This is a genomic window from Niastella yeongjuensis (genome assembly GCF_900110245.1).
GTDB lineage: Bacteria > Bacteroidota > Bacteroidia > Chitinophagales > Chitinophagaceae > Niastella > Niastella yeongjuensis.
In genome coordinates this window covers 519,174-533,197 of sequence record NZ_FOCZ01000003.1, presented here as the reverse complement: position 1 = coordinate 533,197, position 14,024 = coordinate 519,174, and the positions used below count along the sequence as shown (strand labels likewise).

The 14,024-nt window shown below is 44.9% G+C and carries 7 protein-coding genes; all 7 read left to right on the top strand.

All coding sequences use genetic code 11. The features are described from left to right. The first annotated feature begins 322 nt into the window (after positions 1-322). Positions 323-1,291, top strand: coding sequence for an MlaD family protein (locus tag BMX95_RS10635; RefSeq protein WP_081204433.1), 969 nt, complete (start codon positions 323-325; stop codon positions 1,289-1,291). 12 nt (positions 1,292-1,303) lie between these two features. Continuing rightward, positions 1,304-3,643 carry an OstA-like protein gene (locus BMX95_RS10630; RefSeq protein ID WP_081204432.1) on the top strand — a complete coding sequence of 780 codons (2,340 nt, stop codon included), beginning with the start codon at positions 1,304-1,306 and terminating at the stop codon, positions 3,641-3,643. Between the two features lie 48 nt (positions 3,644-3,691). After that, positions 3,692-7,126 (top strand): TraB/GumN family protein, encoded by a 3,435-nt coding sequence (locus tag BMX95_RS10625; protein WP_081204431.1) that lies wholly within the window; start codon positions 3,692-3,694, stop codon positions 7,124-7,126. Between the two features lie 198 nt (positions 7,127-7,324). Next, a complete protein-coding gene (locus BMX95_RS10620; protein ID WP_090519379.1) occupies positions 7,325-7,783 on the top strand; it encodes a hypothetical protein in 459 nt (152 codons plus the stop codon). 429 nt (positions 7,784-8,212) lie between these two features. After that, the gene (locus BMX95_RS10615) at positions 8,213-8,962 is read left to right on the top strand and encodes a DeoR/GlpR family DNA-binding transcription regulator (RefSeq protein WP_081204429.1); all 750 of its coding nucleotides are present in this window, start codon (positions 8,213-8,215) and stop codon (positions 8,960-8,962) included. 106 nt (positions 8,963-9,068) lie between these two features. After that, positions 9,069-12,299, top strand: a complete 3,231-nt coding sequence (locus BMX95_RS10610) for a SusC/RagA family TonB-linked outer membrane protein (RefSeq protein WP_081204428.1) — start codon at positions 9,069-9,071, stop codon at positions 12,297-12,299. Positions 12,300-12,329: 30 nt separating this feature from the next. Then, positions 12,330-13,994, top strand: coding sequence for a RagB/SusD family nutrient uptake outer membrane protein (locus BMX95_RS10605; protein WP_081204427.1), 1,665 nt, complete (start codon positions 12,330-12,332; stop codon positions 13,992-13,994). The last annotated feature ends 30 nt before the right edge of the window (positions 13,995-14,024 follow it).

Below are 14,024 nucleotides of genomic sequence, written 5' to 3'. Positions count from 1 at the left end.
CCGCGATGAGGCCCTCCTACTCCGCCAGCCGGCGGATTCAGCGGGCAAAGCAAACAAAGAACTCAGAACCTAAGAACCCAATATCCCACCAATTTAATAACAGGAACCTGGAACTTTGAACTTTCAACTTTGAACTAAGAACTATTCCAACCCCGTCTATTTCAATTTTTTATATACTTTTGCTGCAAACTAGCCGTTTTATAAGGGTAACCTTTGAAACAAAACCCGTTCAGATGAAACCACCACTGCAAGATTTTCACCCAGTTGTGAACAATTGCAGGCGGGGATTTGTCTGGCCATTGAAAACATATAGCTAATTCAGATGAAAATCTCCAATGAAACTAAAGTAGGCGCCTTAACCGCAATTGCGATAACGGTGCTTATACTTGGCTTTAATTTTTTGAAAGGGAAAAGCACCGGTGGCAATGACGTGTACGCTGTGTTTCCGAACGTTGAAAAACTGACCCCAAGTAACCCGGTTTTTATTAATGGGTTACAGGTAGGTAAAGTAACCGGTTTGAAGGAAAAAGACAAGAACATGAGTGGGATTGTTGTGACCATTACTTTAACGAAGGACCTGAACATTCCCCGTAATTCCGTAGCTACCCTTAACAGTGAGTTATTAGGAACTACAGCTGTAAATATTTATTTAGGTAATGGCAATGATTTTCTGAAAGAAGGCGATACCATACATACCGAACGGGCATTGGGATTGACCGATAAGCTTCAGAAAAGCATTGACCCAGCTATCAACAACATCAATAAAACCCTGGTTTCACTGGATGATGTGTTGCAAAAACTGAACACAATTCTGGACCCCAATACCCGTAACAATTTACAGGGTATTGTTGCCAACCTGGCCACATCGAGCGCTTCTTTGCAGAAATTGCTCAATACTGAAACCGGAATGCTGGCAAAAACCATTGGCAATTTGAATACTATTACCAGTGATTTTGCGCGTAATGGACCAAAGATCGACAGCACTTTTAGCAATCTGCAAACAACAACCGATAAATTAGCGAAGGCAAATATTAACGGAGCGATTGAAAGTATGACCAGGACCATGTCGAAACTGGAAGGCGCCATTGGCAAACTCGATAGCAAAGAGGGCACTGCCGGAGCGCTGTTAAATGATCGCCAATTGTACGATGAGATCCGCCGTACCAATCGCAGTTTGACTATCTTGCTCGACGACCTGCGGGTTAATCCAAAACGTTATATTAATATATCCCTGTTTGGAGGAAAAGACAAAAAGGGACCCTTAAAAGCGCCGCTGGATTCACTGAAATAACAAGCTTATTAAATGATACGATATGTGGGTTTACCGCTGATAGTTGCGCTTATAGCGTTGTTATCTTTTGGTAAAGTACATTCCCAGGTAATAACTACCCGGCCCGGCGCTGACACCATGAAAGTAGTTACGCTGATCAATGCCGACCGGCTTAGTTATAAACATACTGATACTGCGACCGATCTGCAAATACTGGCCGGCAATGTTCAGCTAAAACAGGAAAATACACTGATCAATTGCGACAGCGCCGTGTTTAACAAAAAGACCCGGTTCGTTGAAGCATTTGGCAACGTGCATATCATAGATAATGACACCGTCAACATCAGATCGCAATACCTGCAATACTATGTTGACACCAGGATGGCCTACCTCAAAAACAATGTATCATTAACCGATAGCAAAAGTACGTTAACCACCAATGACCTAACGTACGACATGAACCTGAAGATCGGGGAATACCACAATGGCGGTAAACTCATCAACAAGGAATCGGTACTAACCAGTAAAGAAGGAACCTACTACGAAGAACTGAAGGATGTATATTTCAAAAGAAATGTGGACCTTAAAGACCCGCAATACACCCTAAAGTCCGATTCGTTATTATATAATACCAATACCCAGATAGCTACATTTATTGCCCCCACTACCATTGTAGACAGTTCAAAACGGACCATCAAAACCAGTGATGGGTTTTACGATACACAAAACCGCAAAGCCTTTTTTGGCAAACGCCCCGTACTGAATGACGGCGCAGTAAGAATTACCGCCGATAACATAGATAGCGACAACAGTTCAGGCAAAAGTATTTTGCGCGGCAGAGCCGTGTATGTAGATACAGCCCAGGGCGTATCGGTACTGGCCAATTTTATTGAAGCCAATAACCAGGAAGGGACTTTCTGGGCAACCCAGCGTCCGTTAATGATCATAAAACAGGACAAAGATTCCTTATACATTACCGGTGACACCCTGGCTTCGGGCCGGTTGAGCACGTTAATGAAATTGATGGAAGCCAAACGGGTGCGTGATTCCCTTCAACAGATACAAGCGGCAGCAGATTCTGCAGCAGCTAAAAAAGTCATCAAACGTCCAGACAGCCTCAAGCTGCAACCAAGGGCGCTTAAATGGAGGATTACCAATTATAATACATTGGGCAATCTGTCTGTAAATAAAGATTCAACCAGCGGGCAACTGAAAGTGATTATGGATACGGTGCAGGCAAAAACACCTGAGATCGCAGAGTCAGCTCCCCTTCTACCCGACTCCGGCAAACAGGTGGTTGTCGATACGGCTTTGGTTAAGACCCCGGTGATCAAAGATTCAACTCAGGTGCTTCCCGATTCTGCCAAACAGGTGGTTACCGATACGGCACTGGCAAAAGTACCAGTGGTCAAAGATTCGGTTAGCCTGCCCCGCGATTCGGTTAAGCTTGTTTTAAAAGATAAAGCTCCGGTTAAAAAAGCAGTAATTACCAAAACCCCGGCTCCCAACGCAAAACCGGATTCCAGTAAACCTGCAAAGCCGGCAACAGAAAAGAAAAACGACAGTACCGACCGCTACTTCATGGCCTGGAACCACGTGCGTATTTTTTCCGATTCCATGCAGGCAGTAGCTGACAGTCTCTGGTATTCAGGAAAAGATTCCATCTTCAGATTATTTAAAGACCCGGTTCTGTGGGCCAGCAAAAGCCAGGTAACCGGCGACACCATTTTCCTGTATACAAAGAATAAGAAGCCAGATAAAATGTACGTGTTCGAGAACGGGTTTGCCGTTAACACCAGTGATTCCGTAGGAGAAATGTATAATCAGATAAAAGGCAATCGCCTGAATGGTTATTTTAAAGACGGGGAAATGGACTATATGCGGGCAACAGGTAATGGCGAAAGCATCTATTATGTAAAAGACGATAAAGGCAAACTGGTAGGCATCAACAACGCTACCAGCGATATTATCGACATGCGGTTCAAGAACAAGGAACTGAATAAAGTAGTTTTCATTAGCGAAGTTAACGGTACCATGTACCCCATAAAACAGGCTAAGGATGAAAACAAACGGCTGCGCAGTTTCAAATGGCTCGAAAGCCTGCGGCCCAAAACCAAGTTTGAATTGTTTGAAGATATTAAAAAGCCGGTTATCTTAAAGGACAGCACGTTGATGGACAGCACGCTCATGGATAGCACACTGGTTGACAGTTTGCACGGGGATAGTATGCACGTAACCACGCCATCAGTGCCCACGATCAAAGAACAACCGAAGGTTGACCAACCGAAAGAGCAGTCAAAGCAACCCGCTGAGCAGTCAATCCCACCGGCCGATAAGAAAGAACCAGCTACGTTTCGCAGGAAAAAGCCATAGGATCATGTTTGAATAATTTCAACGTATCATATAGTTAAACCCTTACTTATGCGCCGTATTTCATTTGCATGCTGTCTGCTGGCATTGTGCTTTGTATTCACCTGCTCCTACAGTCAGCAATCCCTTCCCAAAACTTTATTATGGCGCATTACCGGCAAAGGGCTCACAGAACCATCTTATTTATACGGTACTATGCACCTGACCGATAAACGCCTGTTCAATTTAGGCGATTCGGTATACCGGGCTATTGAAAAATCAGACGGGTTGGCTATTGAGTTAAACCCCGATGAAATGGCCGCCTATTATGTAAATAAATCCCTCGATGAAGCGGAAGGTGCCCAGTTGAAGAAGATACTGAGCGAAAAGGATTACAACAAATACAGTGACGCCCTTTCCAAAAAATTTAAAAAGCCTGCGGCGGAAATAACCACCGGCGATATAGTGGCAGAAAAGAATAAGTGGCTGCGCGAATACATGGCAAAAGGCGAAATGCCCACCTTTCTCGATGCCTACCTGTACAATATTGCCCGCCACCAGGGTAAATGGGTGGGCGGCGTGGAAGACATGTCTGATCAGGCCGGCCTGATCGATGAACTTGTTGATAAAACCGACATAGACAATGTGCTTGCAGGCGATTCTGCCTATATAAAAAACACCGGCAGTAAGACGATGGAAAGCATGGTCAGTATGTACAGCAACCAGGACCTTGCCGGTATTGAAGCAACGAGTGCCCGGCAATCACCTGGTTACCGGGACCTGTTACTGATAAAACGGAATATAAAAATGGCGCGGCGCATCGACAGCCTTACGGCCCTGCGCACCATGTTTATTGCCATTGGTACCGCCCATTTACCCGGCGACAGCGGCGTTATACAGTTGTTACAAAAACGGGGATTTACGGTAGAACCGGTGTTCTCCTCAAAAAAGATCAACGCCAAAGAATACACATTCAAAGAAGTAAAACTTCCCTGGACGGAAACCGAAGGCCAGGGTGGTCTTTATAAAGTATCCTTACCGGGCAATGCAGCCAACGTTAAGGTATATGGGTTTATGGAAATGAAATTCATGCTCGATCTTATTAACCTGTCGAGTTACGGCACCATGGCAGTGATTAATCCACGCAAAGGCATCCATAAAGACAGTCTTTTGCTCGATCTGGCTCATAATATCTTCCGCACCACTGAAAAAATACCGGTAAAAAAAGTATTCAATAATGGCGTGGAAGGCAACGAATACCAGCATCCCATCATGGGTGAGCAAATGCGCATGCAGGCATTCGTTTATGAGAATGTGGTGTACATAGCCTTTATGAGCAGTCTAAAACAGGAAACGCTGACATCGGCCGATGCCGAACATTTCTTCAGTTCATTCACCATTACCAAAAAATTACCTGTAGCGGCTGATGCAAAACCCTTCATCGATTCAGTGATGGGCATCGCTTTTATGACGCCCGCCCAATTAACTTATAACAAGAAGCTGAGCGCCGAACACGATGGCTGGAATGTAAGCGCCTTTACCGGCTCTGATATGACCAATGGCATGTACATCTTTTTATATTTAAAAGACATGACGCCCGGTCATTTCCTCAACAGTGACACACTTGTTCAAAAGCAGTTAATAAAAAGCCTGCAGGCGCGATACGCCAACCTGCAAACAGCTCCTGTTCAAATGGCGGGGTATAATGGTATTAGTTTGCAAGGCGTCAATACCATTCAGTCCGGACTTTTTATGAAGACCGTTTCGCTGGTAAAGAACAATCGCAACATCGTGCTGATGGTGCTTGCCGACTCCCTTCACCTGCAGGCACCGGTTGCCCAAAATATTTTTTCATCCCTGCGTGCCGTTCCGGCGCCTGTTGTACCCTGGAAGACATATATCTCGGAAGACTCTTCCTTCTCGGCGCTGGCGCCTGGCCCATTCCGGATGAACAACAATAAACACAGCAGTCTCCGGTTTTCATTCGATTCTACCACCGCCAGTTCTTACTACGTGGGTTCCGACACCCTTTCAAAATACACCTGGTACAAAAATGACAGCCTGTTCTGGAAAAGCACGTTAAAAAATTACATCAAAACGGACAGTCTGGTAAGCGAAACAGATCTGTTAGTCAATGGCCAGCCGGCTAAAGAATTGTTGATCAATAAAGATTACAGTTATAAAAGATGGCGCATTGTACCGCACGGCAATATCGTGTATGAAATCTTTATCGCAGGTGATAAAGATTTTGTAAACAATGCCAACGCTACGGCCTTTCTGAATAGTTTTAAAATACTTATTCCACAACAAAACAGCCATTTTATAACGCAATCGAAAGCAGCGCTGCTGCTGCATGACCTGACCAGCAGAGATTCGTTGACAAGAGCTACGGCAGGCCGGTATGTGTATGGTCAATTTGAGCAGCAGGATGTGCCTGCCCTTCACCAGGCATTGCTAAAACAGTATTATTCACCTTATACAGACTCTATAACAGATGAGATCAATTTGAAGCTGACCTATGAGCTTGGCCGCTTAAAAGACACTACGGCCATCGCATATATAAAAGAACAATACCCCTCATTAATAAACGAAAAAGATTATCTCAAGAATACGGCACTGTTAACCCTGGCCAAACTGAAAACGCAGGAAAGTTTTGCAGTTATAGGGCAGTTGTTGGAACTGTACGCCCCGCCGGTAACAGGCCTTGAATATCACGGCCTGTATGCACTCAAAGACAGCCTGAATTTACTGGTCCCTATTTTTTCAACCGTGCAAAAACTGGCAAAAGACAGTGCCAGCTGCCTGGTTGTGGCCGATCTGGCACTGCAGTTAAAAGACAAGGGGTATATAACACAGGAGCAAATAGCGGTGGCGGAAAATGATTATATACAATCGGCTATAAAACATCTTCCTTCTTTTAAAAAAGGGGATGGCAACTATTATATCTCAGGCCTGCTAAAGGTGATTGGAAGTTGTAACAGTACTGCCGGAAATGACCTCTTAAAGAATTACCTTACTCTAAAGGACCCTGCCATTAAAAAAACAGCCGCCCTGCAACTGATCAAAAACAAACAATCGGTACCTGCCGGTGAATTATTGAAACTGGCCGCTGATACAGGTACCCGAACCAGCCTGTACGAAGAACTGAAAGCCCTTAACAAAACCAGCCTGTTTCCCCAACAATATGCGACCCAGCAGGCTATGGGTGAATCCGTGTTATACAATATCTCCAGTGATGATTATGATGTGAAAAAGATCACATTCCTAACCAGGAAGGTCACCAAATTTAGGGGCAAAAACTACACATTCTATTTATACCGGGTAACGTTCATGGAAAATGAGGAGGCTTATCTTGGAATAGCCGGCGGCTATAAACCCGGCAGCACTTCGCTGGAAGTGGCAGAAGATCTTTCCGGCATCTATTGGGAAGAACCCTGCAAGGAAAACAACATAAACAGTTTGTTTAATGCATTTATTGAAGACATGCAAAAGGAGGAAACGGACTAATTATAAGTTAAAAAGTTAAGCTATTACTTTAACGATCAGTTAATCAATACATTTGGCATTATTTTCGTTTTTATCAAACCACCATTGATCAATACACCAGCTAATAACGTTGGCGCATAAAGAACGGCCAGCCGTAAACGTGCCGGTAGCTGTTTGTAGAGATTGTATTTAATCATTGAAAATCAAAAATTGTTTTTCATGAAAAGGATCTCCATAACCCTGCCCGTTATAGTATTCATTACGCTGGTATGTCAACGCGCGTCTGCCCAGGATTACCGACTGGCGGGCGGCGTACGGCTTGGCAACTCCTCTCCCACCCTCAGCAGTGGTATTTCAGTTAAATATTTCGCTACCGATAAAACGGCACTTGAGGGCCTGATCTCCTGGGGCAACCGGTTTGGTTTTGGCGGTTTGCTGGAAGTACATAATAAATTCAACACACCCGGTTTAAGCTGGTTTATGGGTGGCGGCGCCTATGTTGGTTTTCAGGATGGCGATACCTACCTGGGCCCTACCGGCATTGTAGGACTGGATTACAAATTCACCAGTGCGCCGGTCAATCTCTCCCTCGACTGGAAACCCGAACTTGACATTCTCCCCGATATCAATTTTGTACCGGATGCGTTTGCGCTTACTATCCGGTTTACGCTGAAATAAGTTCACCAGTTGACATGTTAACATGTTGACAGGGTTGATATGGTTGAAAGGGTAATCCATTCTTTATCCTACCTAATTGTATTCTCGAGGGAGGGAATCCAAGAGAGGCATCATGGTGGATTCAAAGAGATGCCAACGAGGAAGCAAAGAGAGCGCATAGAGAATCATCCAATCGCTCTTGATTTGATCCCTTATTAACTTGCCAACGTGCCAACCTTATCAACTTCCTGTCAACTCCCTGTCAATTCCTGCAAGCCACTTCACAAAAAATACGTCCCACATATACCATAACCGCACAAACCTGCATTAACAATAAGATAATATCCAATTCTGCGTCTTATTTTGCGTTATTCATCCATAAATAATCATGTTTTTGCGTATTCATGCCACATTCCTTTTATATTTGGGCTGAAACCAACTAACCAGATTATGCTGAAAAAAGAACGTCAGGCATATATCCTGCATCAGGTGAACCTGCACAACAAAGTACTCTCTTCGCTCCTGAGTCATGAGATCCGCGTATCGGAAGACACCATCCGCCGCGATTTGATGGAGCTTTCCGACGAAGGCAAACTGATAAAAGTTCATGGCGGCGCCCTTTCGCATTCCTTTAACGATGTTACCTATACTGGTTTGAGCGTGTATTCGCAAGACATGAAAAAGATCATTGGGCAAAAAGCCGCAGCCCTGATCCAGGATGGCATGTTTGTACTCACCAGTGGCGGCACCACCATTATTGAAATGGCCCGGGCACTTCCCCCGGCTTTGCGGGCAACGTTTATTTCAGGTAGTATTCCCGCCATTCTCGAATACATGCAACACCCCAGTATTGAAGTGGTGATGATCGGCGACCGGGTATCGAAAAACGCCAAGATCACCATTGGCGCGGAAGCCATCTCCAAGATCAAAAACATCAATGCCGATCTGTGCTTCCTTGGCATCAACGCCATCGACATAAAACGGGGCACTACCGAAAACGATTGGGAGATTGCACAGCTGAAAAAGATCATGATCGACTCCTCACAAAAAGTAGTGTGCTGCACCATTTCAGAAAAGATCAACACCCTGCAGCCGATTCACATTTGCAACATTTCAGACATAGACATACTAATCACAGAATTGCCACCCGATGCACCGGTTTTAAGACCCTACATCGATGCCGGCATTCAGGTGCTATAACTTACTGCATCCGCTCAAATTCTTACTTCCAGTTCAACTGAAAAACCAGAAACTGTTACGCCCTTGCGTACCTGCACTTTCCTACTAACTAATAAATAAACAATTTATGAGAAAAGCCTATTTCCTTGCACTGTTTGTGCTATGCAGCTCTTTCTTTGGCGCTGCATATAGCCAATCAATAAGCGGGGAGGTGTACGACAAAACCACCCACAACCCCATTCCCGGTGTAAACGTACTCACTGGTAAAAGCAAAAAAGGAGCGATTACCGACCTGAACGGAAAATTCACCCTCACGCTGGATGCCGGGGATGAATTTCTCGAAGTATCTCATTCCGGCTATAAAATTCAACGGGTAAATGTAATTCCCGGCACTACCAATTATCAGGTTGAACTGGAAGCAGCTTCCGCCCTCGGCGAGGTGGTGGTAGTGGCCTATGGTACCCAAAAGAAAGCCAACCTTACCGGCGCTGTAGCCACGGTAGATGTAAACAAAACTTTTGGCGGTAAGCCACTGAACGACCCTACCAGGGCATTACAGGGTATTGTTCCCGGTTTAACCATTCAATACGGCAACGGTGGATTAACTACCGGCGCAACTGTATCCCTTCGCGGTGTGGGCTCTATTAACGGGAACGGCCGACCGCTGATTTTGGTCGACAATGTGCAAACAGACGACCTTTCCATCATCAACCCACAGGACATTGAAAGCATATCCGTACTGAAAGATGCAGCATCGGCCTCAATTTATGGTGCCCGTGCAGCTTTTGGTGTGGTGATGATCAAAACAAAATCGGGCCGCAAAAATCAAAAGGCCTCCATTACCTACACCAACAACCTGGCCTGGAACAAACCAACCATTTTACCTGACTTTGCCGATCCGGTAGTGGAATTACAGGGTTTATGGGACGCAGGCAAAAGAAGTGGTACTTCCTATCCGGAATTATTCGGCATGAACCTGTTAACATTAAGAGATGGTATCATTAACTGGAAGAACAACTATGCCGGCAAGAACGGACTGGAGATGGTAAAAGGTGAAGACTGGAACGTAGAAGCCGATGGCCGTACTTACTTCTATAAAGTATGGGACCCCAAAAAAGAAATGCTGGAAAAGTATACCCAGTCTCAATTACATAACCTGAGTATCACCGGCGGCAGTGAAAAGATCTCTTATTATCTCTCTGCCGGTTATAGTAAGGATGGCGGCATCATGAAAATGAATCCTGAATCAGTAAAAAAATACAACGTAACCGCCAGTGTTAATGCCGCCGTTACCGACTGGCTCGATGTAAGCGTTAAAACCCTGTACCGCAATTACGAATATGATTTTCCGTTTCAATATCAGGACTACTGGTATTATTTCTGGCGGTGGGGCGCTTATTTCCCTTATGGCACCTACCAGGGCAAATATTTCCGCACCAACTCTGCCTACCTCGCTGCTGCCAGCCAGGGTAAGGCAAGCAGTAACTACCAGCGTTTAGACCTGGGCGCTACTATCAAGCTCAGTAAAAAATTAAACATCCGTACCGATTATACCATTGGCCGTGATAACATTTTACGGAATGAGGCCGGCGGCCCAGTTGTTGGATGGGATTTTTGGACAGCAGGTGCACTGGTGCAGAAAGACCTCTCCACGGATGCCCAGAACATTTTAAACTATTACAATGGCCGCGTTAAGGTTAACACCCTCAACACCTTTGCTACTTATATAGATAAATTCGGCGATCATAACCTGAAACTGATTGGCGGTTTCAATGCCGAAGACAATGAAAACATAAACTATGTAGCTGGCAAAAATGGATTATTAGACCCCTTGCAGGCTGAGTTCAATACAACCTATGGCGCAGCAAGCGCAGGAGGTGTACCAACAGCTGTCCCCCTGGGCTGGAGCAACCTGGGCCATGGTAAAAAGGCGTTTGCCGGTTATTTTGGCCGCATCAACTATGATTATAAAGAAAAATACCTGCTGGAGTTAAATGGCCGGTACGACGGGTCCTCCCTGTTCCCAAGTCAGGATCGTTGGGCCTTTTTCCCATCGGTATCTGCCGGTTACCGAATTAGTCAGGAAGACTTCATGGACTTTTCAAAAGCGTATGTAAGCGATCTGAAGATTCGTGGCTCATATGGCGAACTGGGCAACCAGGATGTAAGTGCAAACGGTCAAAGCGTGTATCAGCGGATCATGAAAGGCGTTCCCGCAAACTGGGTAAATACAGCAGGCATTACCGCCTATACCGTTCAACAACCAATTTCGGTTCCTGATGCATTGACATGGGAACGGGTGAGCACACTTGATCTCGGTCTCGACGCCCGTATTCTCGACAATCACATTGGCATTTCCTTCGACTGGTTCGAACGCAATACCAAAGGCATGATCCAGAACACTACCCTGCCCGCTACTTTTGGTGCAGATGGTCCCAAGATCAACGCCGGTAACTTCCGCACCCGTGGTTATGAGATCAATATCGATGCGAATTACACCATCGGAAAAGACATTGCGATATACGGTAACATTGGCTTCAGCGACTATAAAACAGTATTTACCAAATGGGATAACCCGGCCATGTCAATCGTAAATACGTCTAACTACAAAGGAAAAACGTATGGCGAGATCTGGGGCTTTGAAACAGACAGGTACTTTGTATCAGCAGACGATGTAACTAAATCACCGGTTCAACAGTATCTGAATACAAACACCAAATTCATCCTTGGGGCGGGAGATATCAAATATAAAGATCTGGATGGCAATGATTCTATTACCACTGGTGCAATGACGTTGGGCAACCATGGCGATCTGAAAGTGATAGGCAACACCCAGCCCCGTTATATTTATAACGCCCGTATCGGTGGCAGCTGGAAAAACTTTGATGTAGATATCTTTATTCAGGGCGTTGGCAAACGCAGCTGGTGGGGCGTTGGAAACACCGTACTGCCAATGTACCAGGGCCTCGATATCTTATACGCCAATCAATTGGATTACTGGACGCCCGACAATCCAAACGCCCGCTATCCGGCGCTTTTCCCGGGTAATGGAGGCAGCCTGGCTGGTTTATCTTCAGGGACTAATAACTTTATTCCGCAAACAAAATACCTGATGAACCTGGCCTATTGCCGGTTGAAGAATGTGTCTATCGGTTACACCATGCCAACCAGTTTGCTTACTAAATACAAAGTGCAGAAAGTAAGGTTTTATGTGAGCGGCCAAAACCTGGCTGAAATAAGCAATGTAGGTGCTCCGCTTGATCCGGAGATCACAGATGCCAGCTTAACATCCGGTTATACAGGAAGGGTTTACCCTTTCAACCGTCAGTACTCATTTGGCATTCAGATCACCTACTAAACATCTAACTAATCATTATAATTTCTATATATGAAATTAAATAAAGCTTTTTTGTACCTGTTGTTACTGGCAGGTACATCCTGTAAAAAGTACATCGATGTTTCCAATCCGGATTCATTGTCGGACCCTGAGTTTTGGAAGAATGAGAACAATGTACGCACCTATAGCTGGGAGTTTTATAATATGTTTCCCGGTTTTGGTGATAAGGGCAGCCTCAATGGTGATTTTTACTTCACCACCTTCAACGATGACCAGTGCGCGGGTAGCCTTGCACAATATGCCGCAACAGCACCACCTACCAATGGCGATTGGTCGTTTACCTGGGTAAGAAAGGCGAACATTATGCTGGAACGGATAGACGGAGTTCCTATGAACGATGAAGCAAAAAATCACTGGAAGGGAATTGCCCGTTTTTTTCGTGCCCTGCAATATTTCCGCCTGGTGCAAAACTTCGGCGATGTACCCTGGTATGGTCATACTATAGCAGCATCAGACAGCGCACAATTGTATAAACCCCGTGATCCCCGCAAACTGGTTATGGACAGTGTACTGGAGGATTTAAATTTTGCGGTTAATAATTTACGCACACCTGCTGCCGAAAAACCTACTACCAATACTGTTAACAAAGATGTAGCCCTGGCGCTGAAAGCAAGGATCTGTTTATACGAAGGTACCTATCGCAAATACCACCCTGCCCTGGGCCTTACAGCCGAAGCAAATAAATTCCTGCAGGAAGCCAAAGATGCAGCCGGGGTATTGATATTAAACCCTGACTATGCGCTTAACCCAATATACCAGACCATTTATAATGCTGATAAATTAGAAGGTAATAAAGAAGTACTCCTGTATAAAAGATATGAGTCAACCTATCTGGGACATTCCACCATCACTTATTTATATAGTAGCACAATCATCAGTGGGTTAAATAAAAATGCGGTAGAATCTTACCTGTGTACCGATGGAAAACCGATCTCCCAATCACCCTTATACCAGGGTGACGCTAATTCGAATAATGTATTTGCCAACCGGGATAAACGATTAAAATTATCTATCGATACCACCTATCTTTATTATAAGGGGCATGTTAAAAACTCTCTTAGCTCAACAACAGGTTACAGAGTAACCAAGTTCCTGCCAGATACCAATGCAATAAAAACCTATCCGGTTGGAGCCGGCGCTAACCTTACCGATGCGCCCCTGTTCTATTTATCGGAGGTATACCTCAACTATGCAGAAGCGGCTGCCGAACTGGGTTCAATAACGCAACCCGAAATCGATATAACCATCAACAAACTGAGAACAAGGGCAGGCGTAGATTCCCTGAAATTAACCCTGGTAAATACTCCTGCTTTTACTGATGCAAATAAAGATCCGGATGTATCATCACTCATTTGGGAAATACGCCGCGAAAGACGGGTGGAACTTATGATGGACGGCTTCCGTTACCAGGACCTTATGCGCTGGAAAAAAGGCGTTAAGATGGACACAAATGAAAACCCGGATATTCTCCTGGGCGCCAAAGTACCGGTCAACCCTTCCGTAAAATTGAATCCAGCCGGTTATTTGATGGTGTATGATGCCGGTACCACACGAAAGTTTAATGAAGATAAATATTACCTGTCACCGATTCCTACCAAAGAAATACTATTATACCCCAGCGATATGCAGAAAGCTATGCAAAATCCATTCTGGTAATAATTTCGTATTTCGGTCAACGATATTACA